General features: G+C 60.6%; 20 protein-coding genes. 11 read left to right on the forward strand and 9 right to left on the reverse strand.

Annotation, left to right across the window (positions count from 1 at the left end):
* Positions 1-116: 116 nt before the first annotated feature.
* Genes QZR30_RS22965 through QZR30_RS22975 form a run of 3 tightly spaced genes read left to right on the forward strand, consistent with a single transcriptional unit; the run spans position 117 to position 3,682 of the window.
* Entirely contained in the window at positions 117-776 is a 660-nt protein-coding gene (locus tag QZR30_RS22965; protein ID WP_046070767.1) for a paraquat-inducible protein A, read from the forward strand.
* Positions 763-1,386 (forward strand): paraquat-inducible protein A, encoded by a 624-nt coding sequence (locus tag QZR30_RS22970; protein WP_043051825.1) that lies wholly within the window; start codon positions 763-765, stop codon positions 1,384-1,386. Before QZR30_RS22965 ends, QZR30_RS22970 begins: the two co-directional genes overlap by 14 nt.
* Positions 1,379-3,682 (forward strand): PqiB family protein, encoded by a 2,304-nt coding sequence (locus QZR30_RS22975; RefSeq protein ID WP_046070768.1) that lies wholly within the window; start codon positions 1,379-1,381, stop codon positions 3,680-3,682. The genes QZR30_RS22970 and QZR30_RS22975 overlap by 8 nt, the downstream gene beginning before the upstream one ends.
* A 168-nt stretch (positions 3,683-3,850) precedes the next feature.
* Here the strand turns inward: QZR30_RS22975 and mksF are convergent, their stop codons facing one another.
* The 3 genes from mksF to mksB are packed head-to-tail and all read right to left on the reverse strand — an operon-like array spanning position 3,851 to position 8,662.
* Positions 3,851-6,691: an Mks condensin complex protein MksF gene (gene mksF, locus QZR30_RS22980; RefSeq protein ID WP_311904287.1), complete on the reverse strand. Its 2,841-nt coding sequence runs from the start codon at positions 6,689-6,691 to the stop codon at positions 3,851-3,853.
* A complete protein-coding gene (gene mksE, locus QZR30_RS22985; RefSeq protein ID WP_046070816.1) occupies positions 6,688-7,395 on the reverse strand; it encodes an Mks condensin complex protein MksE in 708 nt (235 codons plus the stop codon). The genes mksF and mksE overlap by 4 nt, the downstream gene beginning before the upstream one ends.
* On the reverse strand, positions 7,385-8,662 hold the full coding sequence (gene mksB / locus QZR30_RS22990; protein WP_311904289.1) for an Mks condensin complex protein MksB: 1,278 nt from the start codon (positions 8,660-8,662) through the stop codon (positions 7,385-7,387). The genes mksE and mksB overlap by 11 nt, the downstream gene beginning before the upstream one ends.
* 187 nt (positions 8,663-8,849) lie before the next feature.
* Here mksB and QZR30_RS22995 point away from each other — a divergent pair, with 187 nt between their 5' ends.
* Complete coding sequence (locus QZR30_RS22995; RefSeq protein ID WP_056845582.1) at positions 8,850-9,596, forward strand: hypothetical protein; 747 nt, start codon at positions 8,850-8,852, stop codon at positions 9,594-9,596.
* The gene (gene rimI / locus QZR30_RS23000) at positions 9,589-10,041 is read left to right on the forward strand and encodes a ribosomal protein S18-alanine N-acetyltransferase (protein ID WP_003188286.1); all 453 of its coding nucleotides are present in this window, start codon (positions 9,589-9,591) and stop codon (positions 10,039-10,041) included. Before QZR30_RS22995 ends, rimI begins: the two co-directional genes overlap by 8 nt.
* A gap of 118 nt (positions 10,042-10,159) precedes the next feature.
* Here rimI and QZR30_RS23005 read toward each other — a convergent pair whose 3' ends face one another.
* Positions 10,160-10,564, reverse strand: coding sequence for a hypothetical protein (locus QZR30_RS23005; RefSeq protein ID WP_046070814.1), 405 nt, complete (start codon positions 10,562-10,564; stop codon positions 10,160-10,162).
* A gap of 139 nt (positions 10,565-10,703) precedes the next feature.
* On the opposite strand from QZR30_RS23005, the gene can reads away from it, so the two are divergent.
* Positions 10,704-11,348 (forward strand): carbonate dehydratase, encoded by a 645-nt coding sequence (gene can / locus QZR30_RS23010; RefSeq protein WP_046070813.1) that lies wholly within the window; start codon positions 10,704-10,706, stop codon positions 11,346-11,348.
* On the opposite strand, the gene QZR30_RS23015 is transcribed toward can, so the two are convergent.
* The 3 genes from QZR30_RS23015 to acpA all read right to left on the reverse strand — a co-directional run bounded on the left by QZR30_RS23015 (position 11,345) and on the right by acpA (position 14,999).
* Entirely contained in the window at positions 11,345-11,869 is a 525-nt protein-coding gene (locus tag QZR30_RS23015; RefSeq protein WP_056845581.1) for a hypothetical protein, read from the reverse strand. The two genes, can and QZR30_RS23015, sit on opposite strands and share 4 nt — an antisense overlap.
* A gap of 140 nt (positions 11,870-12,009) precedes the next feature.
* Positions 12,010-13,179 (reverse strand): hypothetical protein, encoded by a 1,170-nt coding sequence (locus QZR30_RS23020; protein ID WP_311904291.1) that lies wholly within the window; start codon positions 13,177-13,179, stop codon positions 12,010-12,012.
* A 119-nt stretch (positions 13,180-13,298) separates the two neighbouring features.
* Positions 13,299-14,999 (reverse strand): acid phosphatase, encoded by a 1,701-nt coding sequence (acpA, locus tag QZR30_RS23025; RefSeq protein ID WP_311904292.1) that lies wholly within the window; start codon positions 14,997-14,999, stop codon positions 13,299-13,301.
* Positions 15,000-15,155: 156 nt separating this feature from the next.
* Here acpA and QZR30_RS23030 point away from each other — a divergent pair, with 156 nt between their 5' ends.
* On the forward strand, positions 15,156-15,446 hold the full coding sequence (locus QZR30_RS23030) for a nucleotidyltransferase family protein (RefSeq protein ID WP_056845578.1): 291 nt from the start codon (positions 15,156-15,158) through the stop codon (positions 15,444-15,446).
* On the forward strand, positions 15,443-15,784 hold the full coding sequence (locus tag QZR30_RS23035) for a HepT-like ribonuclease domain-containing protein (protein ID WP_056845577.1): 342 nt from the start codon (positions 15,443-15,445) through the stop codon (positions 15,782-15,784). The genes QZR30_RS23030 and QZR30_RS23035 overlap by 4 nt, the downstream gene beginning before the upstream one ends.
* A 38-nt stretch (positions 15,785-15,822) precedes the next feature.
* Here the strand turns inward: QZR30_RS23035 and QZR30_RS23040 are convergent, their stop codons facing one another.
* Entirely contained in the window at positions 15,823-17,241 is a 1,419-nt protein-coding gene (locus tag QZR30_RS23040; protein WP_124399241.1) for a short-chain fatty acid transporter, read from the reverse strand.
* 186 nt (positions 17,242-17,427) lie between these two features.
* On the opposite strand from QZR30_RS23040, the gene QZR30_RS23045 reads away from it, so the two are divergent.
* Positions 17,428-18,717, forward strand: a complete 1,290-nt coding sequence (locus QZR30_RS23045) for an MFS transporter (RefSeq protein WP_057024825.1) — start codon at positions 17,428-17,430, stop codon at positions 18,715-18,717.
* Between the two features lie 3 nt (positions 18,718-18,720).
* Here QZR30_RS23045 and QZR30_RS23050 read toward each other — a convergent pair whose 3' ends face one another.
* Entirely contained in the window at positions 18,721-20,091 is a 1,371-nt protein-coding gene (locus tag QZR30_RS23050) for a GntT/GntP/DsdX family permease (protein ID WP_046070807.1), read from the reverse strand.
* 217 nt (positions 20,092-20,308) lie between these two features.
* On the opposite strand from QZR30_RS23050, the gene QZR30_RS23055 reads away from it, so the two are divergent.
* Positions 20,309-21,214 carry a cation diffusion facilitator family transporter gene (locus QZR30_RS23055; RefSeq protein ID WP_311904296.1) on the forward strand — a complete coding sequence of 302 codons (906 nt, stop codon included), beginning with the start codon at positions 20,309-20,311 and terminating at the stop codon, positions 21,212-21,214.
* Positions 21,215-21,324: 110 nt separating this feature from the next.
* Complete coding sequence (locus tag QZR30_RS23060; protein WP_311904298.1) at positions 21,325-22,545, forward strand: TolC family protein; 1,221 nt, start codon at positions 21,325-21,327, stop codon at positions 22,543-22,545.
* Positions 22,546-22,559 lie beyond the last annotated feature (14 nt).

Below are 22,559 nucleotides of genomic sequence, written 5' to 3' on the forward strand. Positions count from 1 at the left end.
GATGTCCCCGTACGCCTGTCACTCTCTCCCACCCAGCCCGACAAAATTGCACAGTTATTTCTGAACCAGACCACTAGAATAGCCACCTAACCATTTTTAGAGTCAGAGCCCTATCTATGCCCGATCCGGTTGATGCCATTGAGGCGTCAGACTTACCACTGGACGACCTGGTGGCATGCCATGAGTGCGACTTGCTGATGCGCAAGCCAATGCTCGCCCGCGGCGAAAAAGCCCAATGCCCGCGTTGTGGTTACGAGCTGTACGCTCATCGCCACAATGTCGTCGAACGAAGCCTGGCCTTGGTGCTCGCAGCCCTACTGCTGTACGTCCCTGCGAACTTTCTGCCCATCATGCAGCTCAATCTACTCGGACAGACCTCGCAGGACACTGTATGGAGCGGCGTTGTCGGCCTGTTTGATTCCGGCATGCAAGGCGTTGCCGTAGTGGTGTTCCTGTGCAGCATGGGCATTCCTTTGCTCAAGCTGCTCTGCCAATTAGCCGTGCTGCTCAGCATTCGCTGGAAGATCGGCCGCAGTTATGGGCTGCTGCTGTACCGCATCTACCACCACATGAAGGATTGGGGGATGTTGGAGGTCTACTTGATGGGCGTGCTGGTGGCAATCGTAAAACTTGCCGACATGGCTTCCATTACGGTCGGCCTGGGCCTGGCCTGTTTCATCAGTCTATTAATGGTTCAAGTACTGCTGGAGGTGGTGATGTCGCCCCACCAGGTCTGGCGAGCACTCTCAGGAGAGGATGAACATGCGGGCGATTGATGCAGGCATTCTGGTGTGTACCGAATGCCATGAATTGAACAAGCAGGAAGCGGATGCCGACGAGCAGCTCTGCACCCGTTGCGGTGCGTTGATCCATGCTCGGCGTCCCAACAGCCTTACACGCACTTGGGCATTACTGGTGACCGCGGCGATTCTGTATATCCCCGCCAACCTGTTACCAATCATGACCGTGAACTCCCTCGGCCAAGGCGATCCCAGTACCATCATGGCCGGTGTGATCCAGCTGGTGCAGCACGGGATGTTTCCCATCGCCGCTGTGGTATTCATCGCCAGTATCCTGGTGCCGACGTTCAAGTTGGTAGGCATCGGCCTGCTGCTGTTCTCGGTGCAGCGTCACCAACCACTGTCCGCGCAACAACGCATTGTGATGTACCGCTTTATCGAATTCATTGGCCGCTGGTCCATGCTGGATATCTTCGTGATCGCCATCCTGGTGGCGGTCGTTAACTTTGGGCGACTTGCCAGTGTCGAGGCCAATCTCGGTGCTGCAGCATTCGCCAGTGTGGTGATCTTGACGATGCTTGCCGCAGTAACTTTCGATCCCCGACTGATTTGGGATAACACGGAGTCGGACGACGACCATGAGTGAATTGCCTAAAGCTAAAACCCGCCCAGCCTCCAATTGGTCGGCCATTTGGGTGTTGCCCCTGATTGCCCTGATCATCGGTGGCTGGCTGGGATGGCGTGCCTATTCCCAGCAAGGCATCGAGATCCAGGTTCGCTTCGAGAGCGGCGAAGGTATCCAGGTCAACAAGACCGAAGTGGTCTACAAAGGCATGACCGTAGGCAAGGTCAAAGCCTTGGCCCTGGATGACGAGGGCAGCAATCGCGGGGTGATTGCTACCATTGAGATGAATAAGGATGTCGAGCAATACCTCAAGACCAACACCCGCTTCTGGTTGGTCAAGCCCAGCGTCAGCCTGGCCGGCATTACTGGCCTGGAGACCCTGGTCTCGGGTAACTACATCGCCGCCAGCCCAGGCGATGGCGAGCCCACGCGCAAATTCAAGGCACTCTCCGAAGAACCGCCGTTATCCGATGCCAAGCCCGGCTTGCACCTGACCCTCAAGGCCGACCGCCTGGGCTCGCTGAACCGCGGCAGCCCGGTGTTCTACAAGCAGATCCAGGTCGGCCAGGTCAAAAGCTACCTGCTGTCTGAAGACCAGAGCACCGTCGAAATCAAGGTCTACATTGAGCCAACCTACGCCAATTTGGTGCGCAAACACACGCGCTTCTGGAACGCCAGCGGCATCAGCATCGACGCCAATCTCTCGGGGGTGAAAGTGCGCAGCGAATCTCTCTCCAGCATTGTCGCCGGCGGTATCGCCTTCGCCACGCCGGAGAATCGCAAAGACAGCCCGCCCACCGACCCGAGCTTGCCGTTCCGCCTATACGAAGATTTCGATGCCGCCGCAGCGGGCATCAAGGTCAAGGTCAAGCTCACCGACTTCGAAGGCCTCCAGGCCGGACGCACCCCGGTCATGTACAAAGGTATTCAGGTCGGTAGCCTGAAAACCCTGAAGATTGATCCGGACCTGTCCAGCGCCAGCGCCGAGTTGACCCTCGATCCATTGGCCGAAGATTACTTGGTTCAGGATACGCAATTCTGGGTGGTCAAGCCGTCCATCTCCCTGGCTGGTATCACTGGCCTGGAGGCACTGGTCAAAGGCAACTACATCGCCATCCGTCCGGGTGACAAAGGTACGCCGCCCCAGCGGGAATACGTGGCTCGTGCCAAGGCGCCGCCGTTGGACCTGCGCTCCCCAGGTCTGCATATGGTGTTGCTCACCGACAGCCTGGGCTCGCTGGATGTCGGCAGCCCGATCCTGTACAAGCAGGTCAAGGTCGGCTCGGTGCAGAGCTATCAGTTTTCACGCAAGAAGAAGCAGCTGGTGATCGGTGTTCATATCGAGAAAGAATATGAAAGCCTGGTCAACGGCTCCACGCGTTTCTGGAATGCCAGCGGCGTTACCCTCAGCGGCGGGCTTACCGGCGGCATTCAGGTCAAGAGTGAATCCCTGGCCAGCCTGATGGCGGGTGGTATCGCCTTCGAAACGCCGGAACCGAATGTGCCGCTCAAACGCCGCATCCCGCGCTTCCGTCTGTTTGCTGACCGTGAGGCCGCCAACCAGCACGGGACCCTGGTGACCATCAAGGTCGACCGCGCCGACGGCCTGAGTCCAGGCACACCGGTACGCTTCAAGGGCCTGGATGTGGGCAAGATCGAGAGCGTCGATCTCAGTGCCGACATGCAATCGGTGCTGCTCAAAGCGCGTATCACCCAAGTGGCGGATCGCATCGCTCGTTCTGGCAGCCAGTTCTGGGTGGTCAAACCTGAACTGGGGCTGATGAAGACGGCCAACCTGGAAACCCTGGTCACCGGCCAATACATCGAGGTGCAACCGGCGATGAAAAATGCCGGCCCGCAGAAGAGTTTTGTCGCCCTGGCCCAGCCACCCGAAGCCGTGCATCAGGAAGCGGGCCTGAGCCTGACACTCAGCGCCGCTCGCCGTGGTTCGTTGAAGGAAGGCGTGCCGGTCACCTACCGTGAAGTCACCGTGGGCAAAGTTACCGGCTATGAGTTGGGCCAAACCGCCGACCGTGTGCTGGTGCACATCCTGATCGAACCCAAATACGCGCCACTAGTACGCAGTGGCAGCCGCTTCTGGAACACCAGTGGCTTCGGGCTCGACTTCGGCCTGTTCAAAGGTGCGACGGTGCGCACCGAGTCCCTGGAGACGTTGGTGGCCGGCGGGATCGCCTTTGCCACGCCTGATGGCGAGCGCATGGGCAACCCCGCACGGCAGCAGCAGACGTTCCCATTGTTCGACAAGTTTGAAGATGAGTGGCTGACCTGGGCGCCTAAGATCCCGCTGGGCAAATAGACCGAGGCGCGGCCATCGGGGGCAAGCCCCCTCCCACACTTTGATTTGTGAACACGGTCAAAATGTGGGAGGGGGCTTGCCCCCGATGAGGCCCTCAAAATCACTGCAAAGACAAAAAAAGGCCACGATCCATAAGATCGCGGCCTTTTTGCATTTCAGCGCAACACGTCAGACCTCATCCAGCTCCGGCTCGTCCGCCTGCACATTCACTGTCGCCTTCACCACATCATGGCGACGGATGTACTTCCAGTCCGCCTCATCGATGTAGATTCCGTTCGGCCCGCTGCCGCCTTCGAGGTCGATCGCCACCTGGGCGGACACCTGCGGCTTCACACTCGCCAGGATCGGCACGAAGCCCAGTTGCAGGCTGGTTTCCAGCAGTGCCGCCTGGTTCTTCTCATCGATGTCCGCCGCTTCGTCGAGGTAGTACGGCAAGCGCACACGACCGGCCTGGTCGCGGTCCATCAGGTGCAACAACAAGTACATGTTGGTCAGCGCCTTGATGGTCATGGTGGTGCCGTTGGAAGCCGCACCGTCGATGTCGGTATGGATTACCGGCTGGCCGTGTACCTTGGTGATCTCGAACGCCAGTTCGAACAGATCCTTTAGGCCCAGTTGGTTATGGTTGGCAGCCACCAGGCGTGCCAGGTATTCCTTGGCCTCTTCGTTCTTGTTGTCCTGCTCGGCGCTCTGGCTGAGGTCGAACACTGACAGCGTCTCGCCTTCTTCATACTGGCCGGCACTGTGGATGATCTGGTCGATATGCTTGAGGGCTTCCTTGTTCGGCGCCAGCACGATGCGGAAACTTTGCAGGTTGGAAACCTGGCGCTTGTTGATCTCGCGGTTGAACAGCGCCAGCTGGTGTTCAAGGCTGTCGTAATCGCTGCGGATGTTGCGCAGGGTCCGGGCAATGTCGGTGACCGCCGCACGGCGTGCCTTGCCGAGGGTCAGCGCTTCATCGGTACGGTGCGCATACGCGTTGATCAGCAGTTGCAGGCGACGTTCGACATCATCCTCACTGTCGAACTTGGCCACACCTTTGAGACGCACTTGTGCGTACAGCGCTTCGATCTGGCCATCGGCGCGCAGCAAGCCCTGCCAGCTGTCCTGATAGTCATTGAGCAGCGGCAGCAGGTTGTCCATGGAATCGTCGACCGGGTCCATGAACGGTGTGCCAAACGGCAGGTCTGCCGGCAACAGCTGACGACGACGCAGCGCGTCATCCAGCGTACGTTGCTTGGCTTCCATGTCGCCGATCTGGCGGCCGACCAATTGCAGCTTGGCCGACAGTTGCTGCACGCGCTCGGTAAACGCATCGCTGGAGCGCTTCAACTCGTCCTGGGCGGCTTCCATCTGCGCCAGTTGTTCGAGCTTCTCGCCTTCCTCGGCACTCAGGGTCTGGGTGCGGCGGAAGTCTTCCAGCGCCTTCTGCGCATCCAGCACCTGCTGGTACAGCGCTTCGGTCTGGGTCTTGCTCGCCGCGCGGTCGGAAACCACGGCCTGCTGGGTTTTCAGTTGCTTGAGTTCTTTTTCCAGGCGCTCTTTCTGGTCACGCAATGCGGCGCGATCCGCCAGGGCCTGCAAGGCCGGAGGCTCGATGTGCGAGATGTCGATGGACAGCCCCGGCACTTCAAAGCGCTCGCCCTTGAAGCCATCGAGGATCTGTTCCAGGGATTTGACCCACTGGCCGTCCTCGTCCAGCGTGATGCCATGCTCACCCAGCGGCAGGCTGAACAACGAACTGTTGAACAGGCGCATCAGGCGCTCGACATCCTGCTGCGAAAACTCTTCGCGCAGTTTGGCGTAGCTGTTGTTGTCGGCGTGATCGAGCTGCTGCTTGACGGACTTCAAGCGTTTTTCCAGGTCGCGCAGACGCTCGTCCAGATCCTCGGCGCTGAACTGCCGCGACTGCGCCAAGGCGCCCGCCAGTTCATCATGGGCATCCTTGGCGGCGAGCAATTGCTGCTCCAGCACCTTGACGTCATTCACCAACGCGAAGCGATGCTTGAGCACCGACAATTCGCCCAACCAGCGCTGGATGCCACTGATTTCCCGCTCCAGGCGCATCAGCTCCTGGGTGCCGCCGCGCTGGTCGTTCTGCAGCGCGTCCTGCTCGTTGCGGTAGTGTTCAGCCTGGATGGTCAGCTCTTCCTTGCGCGAACTGGCATAGTCCGACCAGGTACCCAGCAATGAATCCAGCAGCGGCGACAGGCGATGCAGTTTGCCGCGCAAGGCGTCGCGTTGTTTCACGCCATTGGCCAGCGCCTCGACCAAGGGACCGGCCGCCACCAGCGAGTTGTAGTCCTGCTCCATGCGTCGCACATCGCGGAAGGCCTCTTCGCACGCGGCGATGTAGTCGACACTGCCGGAGCGCAGGCTATGTTCGAACGCATCGAGGAACAGTTGCTTGAGCTTGGCCGCCGTGATTTCGCGCATGTGCAGCAGGTTGATAAACAGCGCACGGAAGGTCTTCAGGCTCTGTTCGCTGGTGGAGCGCAGCGGGATCAGGGTCAGGTCCAGCGGGATCGACGTATGGCCGCCCACCAGCAAGCGCCGCAGTTCATCAGGCTTGAGTTCGTAGGCTTTGAGCCCTTCGCGTTCAAGGTTGGTGAACAGTTCTTTCTGACGCAGGCAGGTGTCGTTTTTCTGGTAATGGGCCAGGTCCAGCTTGCCGGCATAGGCAAAGAACTGGTGACCGAAACCGCCGCCTGGCCCACGCCCGACCACGCCGATAACGTGCGGGCCGTGGGGCAGGGAGACTTCCACCAGGATGTAGCTGGTGTCGGTAGCAAAGTAGAAGCGCCGTGATTGCTCCAGGGTGTATTTGCCGAAACTCATGTCCGACATGCGCGCCAGGATCGGGAACTGTAAGGCGTTGATCGAGGCGGATTTACCCAGGTTGTTCGCGCCATATACCGACAGCGGCTCTTCCAGCGGGAACAGGCCCAGGCTGTAGCCGGCGGTGTTCAATAGGGCGAAGCGGCGGATGCCGTAGCGTTCCTTACTCATGCGTCGGTCTCCTGTTCTTCGGCAATGGCACGGGCCAGGGCGTCTTCTTCGCTTTCCTCATTGAAGGCGCTCAGGTCCAGCGGGTCATCGGTCTCCAGCAGTTTGTCATCGCTGTCTTCGTCGATGATCACCGGCGCCGGCAGCGGCAGTACGCTGTGCACGCTGGCGGCAAGGTCGCGGTCCTGCTGCACGGAGAGGCACACGTCGAGGAAACGGTGCATCGGCGGCAGGAAGCGGTAGATGCCATTGTCTTCGCTGGCAAAACCCAGTTGGGTCATGCGGCGCATGATTTTTTCTTCGAGCTCTTCCTGGGTCTGCACTTCGGCCTGGATAAACAGGTCGCGGTATTTCTCCAGCAGCGAAGGCAATTCATCGCGGCCCAGGCTGCCGCCGTCGAGCACCGCAATCGGGTCGCGGCCCTGGTCGGCCAGATGCTCGACGAGGATGAAGGTAAACAAGGCCAGGCGCTGGGCGGTCTTGTTGACCTGCGCGCTGGCAATGGCAGAGTCCGGTACGAAGTAGTAGAAACCGCGGGTATCGCACACCAGCTCAAAGCCGAGGGCCTTGAACAGCGTGCGGTACTGGTCCTGGAAGTTCGACAGTTGCGCGTACAGCTCCGGATCACGGCGGCTGACGTGGTAACCCTTGAACAGCTCGCGAAAGATCGGCGCCAGCTGGGACAGTTCGGATAGATCAAGATGCATAAGGCGTGCTCGCAGAATTCTCGGTGGCGTCGCTGCCGGCCGGGAGCAGGGCGAAGGAGCGCAGGCTGACCTGGTGCTCGTGGGTGTGGTAATCGCGGCGTTCCAGGCGTTCGCGCTTGAAGCGTTTCTCCCGGGACAGGCGCGAAAACCAGTACAGCAATTCGTCGGTAGCGCCGTCCGGTTCCTGTTCCAGCAGCCAGGTCATCAGGTCCGGCATCGGCAGTGCTTCTTCGCAGCGCTCGAGCATTTCCTTGACCGTACGCGGCGCGCGCTGGGCTTCGCCCTTGTGGGATTTATGCGCCTTGGGGAAACGCGCCGGTTTCGGCTCGAAATTCGCCAGGGCATACACATAAGCTTCGACCTGGCTGGCGCTGCCCAGGAAGGTGCTTTGTGGCCGGGTAAACATCGGCATTGCAGCCTGTGGCACCGCGTCCAGGCCCTTGCGGCGGATCGCCGACAGGGCCAGCGCCGCGCCACGGGTCACGGCGTTGTGTCGGCGCGCTTCTTCGCGCAGCGGCAACAGCAGCTCCCGCGCATGGCGCAAGGTCAGCTGGGCGCTGGTCTGCATTTCGAGGATGCGCGCGTGGGTACGCAGCAGCATGTCGTCGTCCACCAGATGGCCGAGACGCTGTTGCTCGGTAAGCATGCGCAGCAGCACGTTCTCGACCTTGCGCACACCTTGCTCGAAGGCACCGTCGGCGTTCACCAGCTGGATCATCGGCTCGACGTATTCGTCCCAGGTCGCCAAGACCTCGGCATAACGCTGGCGCAACGGGATCTGGCGGTCGCTGGTCTTGGCGCGGTCGGCCACGGCGGCGAGGGCCTGTTCGTCGTTGGCAAGTTTTTTCAGCACATCGCGCACGCGCATATCCAGCAGGCGCAGTTGCCGCGCCAGGTCGTGGCTGTCGCGGATGTCGAAGGCGTCCTGGATATAACCGGCCAGGCGCTCGAGGTGGCGCAGGTAGGCTTCGATTTCCAGGCACAGGCCAAGCCGGTGCTCCTTGCGAAGATAGGCGAGGAAGTCGTGGATCTGCGCGTTGAGCTCGAAACGGTTCGGGCTCTTGGCCACAGGCACCAGGATATCCAGGCGAATCCACACGTCCAGCAGGCTGGTGATATCCTGGGGCGTGCTGTCCAGTTGTTGGGCGGCCAATTGTGCGCGCAGCTCGGCAAGGCTCAGTGTGCCTTGGTCGAAGTGTTCGCACAGAGGCTCGAGTAAGGCCCAGTGTTCGGCGAGGGCGCGCAGGACGCGCTTGGGTTCGATCATGGGAATGGCCGGCTGGTTGGCGATTAAAGGTCGCGATTGTACTGCATCAGGCGCGGGAATTATCCACAGCCGGTCAGTGCACAGTGGGCGATTGTTACCGAACAACGGTAGAATCCCCGTTCTTTACTTATCCACAAGTGGCCGAGCTGTGCTTATCGAGTCCCGACGTCGCGCTTACTTGACCGCCATGCAGGTGGTCAACTGGCTGCCCCGCACCGAACTGCCGTTTGCCGCGCCGTCGCGGCCCGAGTTGTTGCAGGCGCTTGAGCCCTATGAGGCGTTCGAGTCGTCGGGGGAAGAGGCGGCCGCGCCCGTGGCGGTGGTCAAGCCCCCAGTCGAAACACGTCCGGCGGTCGAACGGGCAAAGATCGAAGTGCCACGCCCTGCGCCGGTGACCAAGGCTGCCAAGGTGGTGGAGGAGGCCGCGCCGGTGGTCAAGGCGCCGGTAGTGCCACCGCCCCGCTTTGCCCTGCAATTGCTGCGGGCCGGGCGTTGCCTGTTGCTGGTGGAGCTGCCCACCGGCGAGCGTTTCCAGTCACGCGACCCGGCCTACCTGCTGCTCAAGGACATGCTGCGCGCCGCCGGCCTGCCCGACAGCCCCCAGATCATCGGCGAGCCTGTACGCTGGCCGCTTTTGGTGCGCGGCACTATGGACCAGGGCCCCGAAGCTGCACGGGATTTCGTCCAGGGTTTTGTCTCGGCGCGCCTGGAAGACGAGCCCTGCGTGTGCCTGTGGTTGATCGGCCTGCCCGCCGTGCGGTTTGCCGGCGAAGCCAATGCCGAGGCCTGGTACCGCGAGTTGCAGGTCGACAGCCTGGGCTCGGTGTGGGCCCTGCCGGGCCTGGAATTATTAATGGAAGAGCCACAGCGTAAGGCTGATGTCTGGCAAGCCATGCGCCGGCTGATGGCGCGCTGGAAAACAACTGATGAGTGAGGCTTTATCCTTCCGCCCGATGACCGAGGCCGACCTCGACGCCGTGCTGAAAATCGAATATGCGGCGTTCAGCCACCCCTGGACCCGTGGGATCTTTCTCGACGGGCTGGGCAAGTATCAAATCTGGCTGATGTTCGAAGGTGAGCAGCAAGTGGGCCATGGGGTGGTGCAGATCATTCTCGATGAGGCGCACTTGCTGAACATCACCGTTAAACCGGAAAACCAGGGGCGCGGATTGGGTTTGGCGCTGCTGGAACACCTGATGTCCCGTGCCTATGCCGCCAATGCCCGAGAGTGCTTCCTGGAAGTGCGGGACAGCAATACCGGCGCGTTTCGGTTGTACGAGCGCTATGGCTTCAATGAGATCGGTCGCCGCCGGGATTATTACCCGGCTGTCGGTGGCCGCGAAGACGCGGTCGTCATGGCCTGCACCCTGGTCGACTGAACACACAGACCAATGTGGGAGGGGGCTTGCTCCCGATAGCGATGGGTCAGTGACTTATTAAGTGCCTGACACACCGCCATCGGGAGCAAGCCCCCTCCCACATATTAAACCGCGGTTTTCAGCGGTTACCGTCTACAGGGTCAATATCGGCCAGCTCGGCCTCATCCAGGCCATTGCCGCCGCCAATCTCATCCTCATCCACAATGCTGAGGTCGAAGTCGGCAGGGTTATCCTCACCTGCTTCCCGGGCATCCCGCGCGCCATCCTCGTGGATCAGCGTTTCCGGGCTCATATCGTCATCGGTGGATTCATGATCATCCGTCGAAGCCCCGGTCAGCCCGGCTTCGCGCACCCGTTCATCGGGCATTAAAAGATCGCGCTCACGGCGTGGCAGCTCGTCGCCGATTTCCGCTGTCTGGTCTTCCTGGTCAAAATCCAGCTCGCGCATTTCACCCATGCGGTCTTCGTTATCATCAATGGGTTCCGGCTGGGTTGCGCCGTAGGGACGTCGTGATTCAGTCATGGCCAATCCTCATACTGTGGGGCTTATAGTGTGTGGACAGGCGTGGCTCCCTAAAGATTCAAGCTAATTAACACTCGGCGTGACCTGGACGAGGGGTTGTCAGTCACAAAACTGCGCATCATTCCTGAGGCTTTCCCTGATGAACGAACTACAAGACCTGCTTGATAACAACGAACGCTGGGCGGATGCGATCAAACAGGAAGATCCCGAATTCTTCGCCAAGCTCGCCCGCCAGCAGACCCCGGAGTACTTGTGGATCGGCTGTTCCGATGCCCGTGTACCGGCCAACGAGATCGTCGGCATGTTGCCCGGTGATCTGTTCGTGCACCGCAACGTCGCCAACGTGGTGCTGCATACCGACCTCAATTGCCTGTCGGTGATCCAGTACGCAGTCGACGTGCTCAAGGTCAAGCACATCCTCGTCACCGGCCACTATGGCTGTGGCGGCGTGCGTGCATCGATGCAGGACCGCCAGTTCGGCCTGATCGACGGCTGGCTGCGCACTATTCGCGATCTCTACTATGAGAATCGAGACTTGCTCGCTCAGTTGCCGACGGAAGAAGAACGTGTCGACCGCATGTGCGAACTCAATGTGATCCAGCAGGTGGCCAATGTCGGTCACACCAGCATTGTGCAAAATGCCTGGCATCGTGGGCAGAGCCTTTCGATCCATGGCTGCATCTATGGCATCAAGGATGGCCGCTGGAAGAGCTTGAACACCACCATCAGTGGTTTCGAGCAGCTCCCGCCGCAGTACCGCCTGCGTCCGCTGGGCGAAGCCTAAGGCCGCTTGTGTTCGCGCCACCAGGTCATGAAAGCCTGGCCTTCGGCGTTCAGCGGTTCCTTGCTGCCTGTGATCCAACCCCGGCAGTTCAGCTCGCCGCAATGGCAAGCGAACTGCCGGGCCAGTGCGTCTTCGGTCATGGCGTAATCAAGGGTCAGCAGGCTACCGGCGAGGATGGGTTGCACCGTCCATAGCTCCAGGTACGTGGTGTCCAGGAACACGTTCGGGTTGCAGGAGTGCTGCAACAGGCCGCAGAACCAACAATCGTACAAATGGATACGCGGCGATAGCTGCAGCGTATGCGTGCGTCGGTCGCTGACGGCGTATCCTGAAATCTGGGCAATGCGCACGCGGCTGTCAAAGGCAATGCGCGCCATGACACCGCCCGTCATCCCGTGGGTGCCTCGCTTGATCTGGAAGTGCTCGGTCGAGGGGTAACCTTGCTCCACGAGCAGCGTCTTGAAGGGATACAGGCAGCTACTCACCGCGGTTTTAGCCTTATCCATGGCTTGAGTTTTCATTACTCTCCTGAACGGGGCTGCATGGACCTGCGGGTATTAGCTGACTGCCAGTCTTGCAGCAAATGGGCGCGGCCCAAGATTCGCCGAAGTTGGATTCGATATCTACTGTCAATCTTGACAGTAGAGACGATTTATTCGCGTTAAAGCACAGGCGCCATGATGGTGGGCACTGGGGCGACATTTTTCAGCTGTTTCAACTGCGCTTTGATAGACGGTGTAGCGCACTTGGCATTGGCCTGCTCCGGCGTCAGGTGGCGCACCGAGGTGTAGAACAACTCACAGGTTTGCTCCTTGCGTGTTACTTGCCAGGTGTTCATGCACGCCTTGAGTAACACGTTCGCATCGCTGGCGGGTTTCTGGCCCATGCCGGCCTGCCAGCAGGCCGCGCTCAAATCCTGGCCCATTACTTTCAACCCGGCGTCGTCGGCCTTTTGTTCATCGCCGTCATAGCTTGCCGGGTCCGCCGCATACCAGATGTAGCTGGGGTGGTTGGCGCCCAGCACGGATACGTTTTTGCCGGCTGCCGGGCTGATTTGTGCCAGTTCCAGCACGCCCACATTCTGGCCGTATTGTTGCTTGATCCAGCTGCGCACCGGCGCGCCGAATGCCACCATCGGCAGTGACCCATTGGCGCGCAGGCTCAGTTCCCTGACCATGCGGGTCTGGTACTCGGTGAAGTAGCTGTAGACTTTTTCCAGGTCTTTACCTGCATTGGACGGCGCGGCGATGGGGGCGATATCGATGATGGTCTGGTAGGCCGGCGTTTCGCTGGCCGGGATACCGTTGTCGGTGAGCAGCGCCGCCCAGCGGTCAGTGGTGGCCGATTCCAGATAGTCCTGGGCCTGGGTGAGTGAGTAATCCGGTGGGAAGTGCAGCAGTTCAATGCTCTTGCGGTTCTCCAGGGCCATGCCCAGCGGCAGGAACAGATACCAGTTATAAGCCCACTTGCCGTCGCCGTTGAGTTGGCTGGCGCCTTGATAAGCCAGGTCCGCAGTGTTGAGCAAGGTGGTCAAGGATTGACCGTAGCTATCCGGTACGCCGCTGAAGGTCGCCGCGATCTGGCCGTCGTGGGTTTTCACGCTGACCTTGGCCCGGCTGTAACCGTCACGCTGCAGGCTCTGGCTCAAATAGTGCTCGGCGGTCTGTTCCAGTGTCCACGGCCGAAAGCAGATCACATTGCAATTATTAGGGAACGCAAACAGCTGGGTGACACGTTGCGTACTGCCCAGTGGCACCTCGATGTCGGCCTGTACGACCGCACTCGCCAGCAGTGCGGCCAGGGTGAAGGACAGCCTGGTCGGTTTAAACATAGTTGGTTCCTTGTCAGCGAGGCCCGTCTGCGCGGGATAAAAGCCCACTTGCACACAGTAGCGGTTGACCGGGAAATTCGCGTGTTAAATCGGCAGGCATGTCGTTATTGGATAAGCCCCTACAAGTTGAACTGCAAGGCGTTGGTCAGATCACCCATGGGTTTCTGGCCGCGGGCAATCATCGCATCATCACGCTGCTTGAGCCCATCCAGGGTCTCCAATTGGAACACCCGGGTGATCAAGCGCAGGATGGATGCCGTGTCATACACCGTATGGTCCACCGTGCCTTTGCGCGCAAACGGCGACACCACCAGGGCCGGCACGCGCGTGCCCGGGCCCCAGCGGTCACCCTTGGGCGGCGCCACATGGTCCCACCAGCCACCGTTTTCATCGACGGTGACCACCACTACCATGTTTTTCCACTGCGGGCTTTCTTGCAGCACCTTCAAGGCGCGGGCGATATGGCGGTCGCCGGAGGCGATATCGGCATAACCGGCGTGCATGTTCAGGTTGCCCTGGGGTTTGTAGAAGCTCACGGCAGGCAGTTTGCCGGCCTGGGCATCGGCGAAGAACTTGTTGGTAGTCGACTCATCGCCCAAGCCACCGTCGCGCAGGCGCTTGTCACGTTCAGCGCGATTTTGCGGGCCTTGCTGCTTGAAGTAGTTGAACGGTTGGTGGTGGTACTGAAAGTTCGGAATCTTGGGGATACCACCGGAATCCTTGAATTGCTCCAAAGTGGCTTGCCACGCGCCGGCGTACCAGGCCCAGTCGACGTTGCTTTTCGACAGCTTGTCGCCAATGTGCTCGTGGGTTTGCGGCACCAGTACGTTGGGCAGGTCTGGTTTGGAATAGTCCGGATTTTCCGGGTCGCGAATCCAAGTGGGCCAATACGGTGGGGCCAGGGTGTTCACCCCGTAGCCATCCGGCGTCAGTGCGCTAGGGCCGAACTGTGGCGGGCCCGTCATCGCGCTGGCCGGGGACTTGTCCAGAGGCTTGAGTCGCGTGTCGGTGGGGTCATCGCTTTGCAGCGTGGCGATCTGCGCCTTGGCCACCGACTGCGCGGCATCAGGATAGAACGGTGCCGTGGCGCTGATCAGGTATTGGTGATTGAGGAACGAGCCACCAAACGCGCCCTGGAAGAAGTTATCGCAGAGTACAAACTCCTTGGCCACGTCCCACAGGCGCAGGGAATAACGGCTCTGGGCATAATGGCCCATGACCAGGCCACCGGAATCGCCCCAGGCGACAAAACCGTCGTTTTTGCCGCCGTTGATCTGCATCTGGTTCTGGTAGAACACATGCCACAAGTCGCGGGTTACCAGGCTCAATGGCAGGTCCTCGGCGTTAGGACCCTTGAGAGCGAACGGCGCGTTGGGCAGGTTTTGCTGGAATTGCACTTCGCTTGGATAGGACACGCCGTCCACGGTTTGCGGGCCGACTTGCAACACACCGCCCCACGTGGGGGGCAGGGTGGTCAGTACACCGCCATCGCGGTCGCGCTGCTGGAAGTCCGTGGCGGATAACGCTGAAAGCGGTTTCTCCAATCCTGGGAAATCGGCAAACAGGTTGTTGAAGCTACGGTTCTCGGCATAGATCACCACCACGGTCTTCACCTGGTCGTGCAACGCCTTGTCCAGCTCTTGAGGCGTAAGTGGTCGCGGTACCGGCGTACTGGGTGCTTCGCTGGTATTGCCGCAGGCACTCAAGGTTGCACCGACCCCCAACACCGCCGCACCGCCAAGGAAGCGCCGGCGGCTGGTGTCTACCGGTGCTTGGGTGGTGGAGTCGGGGGAGGGGCGGTCTTCGTGCTCGTCACTCATTGCGGGGGAGTCCTTGGCGAGATGTTGCAAGATATTTCGCAGGACGGTAGCAACGGAGTGTGACGGAACGAAGACACACAAGTGATGGGTGGGGCGTGTCTACACAGAGTAAGCGCTGCTAGACTGAGCTTCTAATGCACATCACCGAGGTGAGTCGTGAAACCTTCAACTGCACTTGATCTACAACGAGCAGCTGTCAGAGAGGTGATTGGACGGTTCCAAATATCAAATCCAAGAATATTTGGGTCTGTATTAGCGGGTACCGACCACGAAGGCAGTGATCTTGATTTGCTGGTTGATGCGCCGCCGGGAACAACTCTTTTTGATCTTGGCGGGTTGCAGGTCGAGCTTGAGGACTTGTTAGGCGTCAATGTCGACCTGTTGACGCCTGGCGACTTGCCTTTGAAGTTCCGCGCTAAGGTGTTGGCTGAGGCCCGTCCTGTATGACAGAAAATCGCTTAGGGGATTATCTCGAGCACATAAGGCAAGCGGCCACTGACGCTATGACGTTTGTCGAGGGGTTGAGTAAAGACGATTTTTTGGAGGACAGGCGAACACAACAAGCCGTGATCATGAGTCTGATCATAATTGGTGAGGCGTCGACTAAAATCATGGACCAGTATCCGGACTTCGCTGCGGGCCATTCACACATTCCTTGGCGCAATATGCGGGCGATGCGCAATCGGATAGCTCACGGTTACTTCGATATCAACCTTGATGTTGTCTGGGACACGATACAGAGCGCATTGCCTGATCTATTAGCGCGTCTTCCTACAAAACCATGACCACACCTACTGTAACAGCGGGCGCGGTCCCCCGTGATTTATGGCATAACCGGCGGCAAATATTTCAACGTCGTCCCTAGCGCCCACAGTAAAAACAGCACCAACGGTGTGTGCACCAGCAACTGCACAAACGAAAACCCGATCAAATCCCGTGCCTTCAACCCCAATACCCCCAAGAGCGGCAGCATATAGAACGGGTTGATCAAGTTAGGCAGTGCCTCGGCCGCGTTGTAGATCTGCACCGCCCAGCCCAGGTGGTATTGCAGGTCATTGGCCACCTGCATCACATAAGGCGCTTCGATGATCCACTTGCCGCCGCCTGATGGGATGAAGAAACCCAGCACCGCCGAATACACGCCCATCAGCAGCGCGTAGGTGTCATGGGAGGCGATGGAGGTGAAGAACGTCGAGATATGGTGTGCCAAGGTCTGGCCGTCGCCGCCCTTGACCACGGTCATCAACGCGGCAATCGAGCCGTACAGCGGGAACTGGATCAACACGCCGGTGGTGGTCGGCACCGCACGGGCCACGGCATCCAGGAAGCTGCGCGGGCGCCAGTGCAGCAGGGCGCCGACCATGATGAACAGGAAGTTATAAGTGTTGAGCCCCGAAATGGCGCTGATCGCCGGCTTGGTGGAAAACTCATGAAACAGCCAGCCGGCCGCCAGCAAGGCAAGCAGAATCGTCAGCAACGGGCTGTGTTCCAGCCATTCGCCCGGGCGCGTCGGTGCCTGTGGCTTGGGCAGGTTAAAGGCCGGGTCGACACCGCAGGCCTTGGCGTCACGGGCGCTGTTGGGGCCTGGCGCGGTGGCGTAGGCGATGACCAGCGACACCACGATCAGCGCCAGCAACAGCACGCCGGATTGCCACAGGAAGATGGTTTCGGTGAACGGGATCATCCCGGTGATCGACAAAATCGACGGTGGCAAGCTGGCCGGGTTGGCCTGTAATTGCGCTGCCGACGACGACAGCCCCAGCGCCCACACGGCACCCAGGCCCAAATACGCTGCAGCGCCGGCGGCGCGGTAGTCCATGCGCAAATCCGTACGCCGGGCCAACGCCCGCACCAGCAAACCGCCGAACACCAGGGACAGCCCCCAGTTGAGCAGGGAGGCCACCATGGAAATCAACGCCACCCAGGCCACCGCCGAGCGGCCATTCCTGGGGATGCGCGCCAGGCGATCGATCAACTTCACCGCCGGGGGTGAACTGGCGACCACATAACCGCCGATCACCACAAAGGCCATCTGCATGGTGAACGGGATCAGGCTCCAGAACCCGTCGCCGAAGGCCTTGGCCGCTTCGGCCGGTGCGGCGCCCATGCCCAGGGTCGCCACGGCGACGATGATCACGGCGAGGGCGGCAAACACCCAGGAGTCAGGAAACCAACGCTCTGCAAAGTTGGAGCAGCGCAGGGCAAATCGGGCATAGCGGCTGTCTTCGATAGCATCGGCCACGAGTCTTTCCTCTTGTAGTTATTATGGGGTTTGGCAGTTTTACGGCATGTTCCTCTACACCCATTGATTTGGGAATGTAGTTATCTTCAACGATCCATGAGTAAAACAAATATATCCATCGTGATTGCCATCAATGGGCTCAGCTCATAACCTGCACGCCATTTTGTTTGCCTGCCGAGCCTGCACATGACTGCCACCTTTTCACCACGGGCGCAGCGTTTTTCCCGCTCCGACTATAAAACCCTGGGCCTGGCCGCCCTCGGTGGAGCCCTGGAAATCTATGACTTCATTATCTTCGTGTTCTTCGCGCTGACCCTCAGTCAACTGTTCTTCCCCCCTGAAATGCCCGAGTGGCTGCGCCTGTTGCAGAGCTTCGGCATCTTCGTCACCGGCTACCTCGCCCGCCCGCTGGGCGGCATCCTGATGGCGCACTTTGCCGACCACCTGGGACGCAAGCGCGTATTCAGCTTGAGTATCCTGATGATGGCCTTGCCCTGCCTGCTGATCGGCATCATGCCAACCTACGCGCAAATCGGCTATTTCGCCCCGCTGATCCTGCTGGCGTTGCGCGTACTGCAAGGTGCAGCGGTGGGTGGTGAAGTGCCCAGCGCCTGGACTTTCGTTGCCGAGCACGCACCGCGTCACCACCGCGGCTACGCCCTGGGCTTTTTGCAAGCCGGCCTGACCTTCGGCTACCTGCTCGGCGCATTGACCGCCACCTTGCTGGCACAAGTCTTCACCCCTGCAGAAATCCTCGACTACGCCTGGCGCTTGCCTTTCCTGCTCGGCGGCGTATTCGGTGTGATCGGCGTATGGCTGCGCCGCTGGCTCAGCGAGACCCCGGTATTCCTGGAAATGCAGGCACGCCGCCAAGCGGCCGCCGAAATGCCACTGCGCAGCGTGCTACGCGATCACCGTGCCGTATTGCTGCCGGCGATGATCCTCACCTGCGTGCTCACCTCGGCCGTGGTGGTGCTCGTCGTCATCACCCCGACCATGATGCAGAAAACCTTCGGCATGAGCCCCAGCCATACCTTCGCCTTAAGTGCGCTGGGCATCGTCTTCCTGAATATCGGTTGCGTCCTCGCCGGCCTGCTGGTCGACCGCATCGGCGCCTGGCGCGCAGTGCTGGTCTACAGCCTGTTGCTGCCGGTGGGGATCTTTATCCTGTATGCCAGCCTGATCAGCGGTGGCGTATGGCTGGGCGCGGCGTATGCCGTGGCAGGCTTGAGCTGTGGCGTGGTTGGCGCGGTGCCGTCGGTGATGGTCGGGCTGTTCCCGGCGCAGGTGCGGGTGTCGGGAATTTCCTTTACTTACAACATCGCCTATGCGCTGTGGGCGAGTACCACACCGTTGCTGTTGATCGCACTGATGCCGACCAGCCCGTGGATCTGCGTGGGTTACTGCGTGGTGATGGGGGCGGTGGGGGTGGCGAGTGTGGCGTTGTTTGGCAAGCGCCACACTTTGGCTGCGTGACGATCAAGTCAGGAAGTGCCAGAGCAGCAACGTACCCACTAACCCAACCACCGAAACAATCGTCTGCAACACCGACCACACCCAGATCGTCTGTTTCAACTGCAAGCCAAAGTACTCACGCACCATCCAGAACCCGGCATCGTTGACGTGGCAGAAAAACACCGAGCCAGCGCCAATCGCCAGGGCGACCAGTGAGCTTTGTGTCGCCGCCAACCCGGCCATCATTGGCGCGAGGATGCCCGCTGTCGTGGTGGTGGCGACAGTGGCCGAGCCGGTGGCTTGGCGCAGGGCCACGGCGATCAACCAGGCAAGCAACAGGTAGGGCATGTGTGCGCCTTCGGCGACCTTGCTGATGGTCTGGCTGACACCTGCGTCCAGCAGGGTTTGCTTGAGGCCGCCACCGGCGCCGATAGTCAGCAGCAACACGGCGATGGGGGCGAGGGCTTTGCGCAATGTATTGCCGACGTCGGCGCGTGGCATGCCTGCGGCCCAGCCCAGGCATATCACGGCGGCGATGACCGCCAAACCGAGGGCGATCAGCGGTTCACCGAGGAACTTCAAGGTCAGGCCAAGGGTGCTTTCTGGCGCCAGCGCGACTTTAGCCAAGGTGCTGCCGAGCATCAGGATCACCGGCAACAGAATGATCAGTAGCGACGCGCCAAAGCTGGGCTGGCGTGGGGCCTTGGGCGGCGCGCTGAACAGCGCGCCGATCTCGGCGGGTTCATCCACATGCAGGCGCTTGGACAGCCAGTTGCCGTAGAGCGGCCCGGCCAGGATCACTGCCGGCACCGCCAGGCAAAAGCCCAGCAACATGGTCAGGCCCAGGTCGGCGTGCAACGCACCCACGGCAATCAGCGGCCCCGGGTGTGGCGGCATCAGGGCGTGCAGGGTGGTCATGCCCGCCAGCGCCGGGATGGCGATTTTCAGCAGCGGTTGGTTCGACCGCTTGGCCATTACAAAGATGATCGGCACCATCATCACCAAGCCCACTTCAAAGAACAGCGGCAGGCCAATTACCATGGCTACCAGTGCCATTACCCACGGCAATGACTTGCCCTTGCCCAGCCCGAGCAAAGTGGTGGCGATGCGGTCGGCCGCGCCGGATTCGGCCATCAGCGCGCCGAGCATCGCACCCAGGGCAATGATGATCCCGGCTTCACCGAGAATCGCTCCAGCACCTTTGCTGAAGGCCTTCGCCACTTCTTCCGGTGGCAGGCCGGCGCCCACGCCGGCGATAAAGGTGCCAATCAGAATCGACAGGAAGGGCGGCAATTTGGTCGCGCTGATCAGCACGATGATGCTGGCGATGGCCAGCAGGACGCAGAGCATGAGACGGGTGTCGTGAACCATCCACGCGGCAGTCGATAAACCCAAGACAGGACTCCTTATCGAGCAGGTTGGCTAATATGTTTCTTTTTGTTTCAGCGCGAAAAGCATACCTGATAGAACCGGCCCAGGGCGCCCATGGGCGATTTTGGTGCGCCCAAAGCTAACGACGCGCTGGCGGATAGATGACAATTCTGCAAACCATGCCAGTGGATCTGGCCTATAGCTCTATGATCCGCCGCACCCCAACCCTCGAGGACATTCCATGAGCGCAGGACACAGCCACGCCCAAGTACGCGCCGGCCACGAACGCAAGTTATGGATCGCCCTGGGGCTGACCGGCAGCTTCATGATTGCCGAAGTCATCGGCGCTTTTGTCACCGGCAGCCTGGCGCTGTTGTCTGACGCTGCGCACATGATGACCGACGCCCTGGCGCTGGCGATTTCCCTGGTGGCGATCCAGGTCGCCAAGCGCCCGGCGGATCGCAAGCGCACTTTCGGCTATGCGCGGTTCGAGATTCTCGCGGCGGCCTTCAATGCACTGCTGCTGTTCGCGGTGGCGTTCTACATCTTGTACGAGGCTTACCAGCGGCTGCAGGCGCCCGCCGCGATCCAGTCCACCGGCATGCTGGTCATTGCAGTGTTGGGGCTGATCGTCAACCTGATCTCCATGCGCCTGCTCAGCGCGGCCAGCGGCGAGAGCCTCAACGTCAAGGGCGCTTACCTGGAGGTCTGGAGCGACATGCTCGGCTCCATCGGCGTGATCATTGCGGCAGTGGTGATCATGTTCACTGGCTGGGGTTGGGTCGATTCCGTGGTCGCGGCCGCCATTGGTTTCTGGGTGGTGCCGCGCACCTGGACGCTGCTCAAGGCGAGCATGAACATACTGCTGCAAGGTGTGCCGGAGGGTGTCGATATCGAGCAGGTGGAGCAGGGCATCCGCAGTGTGCCCGGGGTCAAGGACGTGCACGACCTGCACATCTGGGCCCTCACCAGCGGCAAGAACGTGCTGAGTACGCATTTGGTCGCGGATGCCTCCCAGGGCAGCGAGCAAGAGATCCTCAGTCGAGTGACGGAGTTGCTGCACGAACAATTCGATATTGCCCACGCCACGATCCAGGTCGAAGGCGAGGGTTTCCAGCATGACGACCACGACGAAGTGCATGCCTGAGCCTGGCTAACGGATTTGTAATCTTCCACCCACGGCCCTGATAAGTACCGAAAGCTACATTGCCCCTCGCTGGGAAACCTCAGCGACTTCATGGGCGTGGAACTCTCGTTATGGCAATTTCCGTTAGAACACTGTTAGGGGCGGCGGCGTTGTGGCTAGGCGCAAATGCCGTCCAGGCACAGACCCTCACCCTCGATGCAGCCTTGCAAACCGCCTTCGCCAACAACCCGGACCTGGCGGCCGCACAGTGGGAAATCGATATCGCCCAAGGCGGCCGCCAGCAGGCCGGCTTGATTCCCAACCCAGTGGCCTCCTGGGACGCCGAAGACACCCGCCGCAACAGTCGCATCACCAGCATCAAACTCAGCCAGACCCTGGAGCTGGGCGGCAAGCGCGGTGCGCGCATCGAGCTGGCCACCCGCGCCCAGGATGCCGCCGCATTGACCCTGGAGCAGCGCCGTAACCTGTTGCGCGCCGAGGTCATCGACAGCTATTACGGCGCCCTGCGCGCCCAGGAACGCCTCGACCTGGCGCAACGTTCAATGGCCCTGGCCGAACGCGGTCTGGTGGTCGCCAACGGGCGTGTCAGCGCTGGCAAATCGTCACCAGTGGAGGCCACCCGTGCCCAGGTGCAGCTGTCGGAAATTCGCCTGGAGTTGAATCGCGCCCGGATTGGCCTGAGTGACGCCTACCGGCGCCTGGCCGCCAGCACCGGCAGTGCTGCCACCGACTTCGAAGCGGTCGCCACACAAAACACCTCCGCACCGGCGTTACCTGCCGCCGCACAATTGTTGGCGCGCCTTGAGCAGACCGCTGAGCTGCGCCTGGCCGAACTGAATATTGTGCAGAACGAAGCCAGCGTGGGCCTGGAAAAAGCCCAGCGCATTCCGGACCTAGATGTGTCCATCGGCAGCCAATACGACGCCAGCGTGCGCGAGCGGGTCAACCTGTTGGGCGTGTCGATGCCGATCCCGTTGTTCAACCGCAACCAGGGCAACATCCTCGCTGCCAGCCGCCGCACCGACCAGGCCCGCGACCTGCGCAACGCCACCGAGCTGCGCCTGCGCACCGAGACCCGCCAGGCCCTGGACCTGTGGCAAACGGCGAATACCGAGGTGCGTGCATTCAACCAGCAGATCCTGCCCGCCGCACAAAGCGCGGTCGACAGCGCCACCCGTGGTTTCGAGATGGGCAAGTTCAACTTCCTCGACGTGCTCGACGCCCAGCGCACCTTGATCGCGGCCCGCACCCAATACCTCACCGCGACTGCCCAGGCCACCGACGCCTGGGTACGCATCGAACGCATTTACGGCGACCTCGCCCGGCTTTGAATTTTCCTGGAGTC

Source organism: Pseudomonas sp. rhizo25 (assembly GCF_031931935.1).
Taxonomy (GTDB): Bacteria; Pseudomonadota; Gammaproteobacteria; order Pseudomonadales; family Pseudomonadaceae; genus Aquipseudomonas; species Aquipseudomonas synxantha.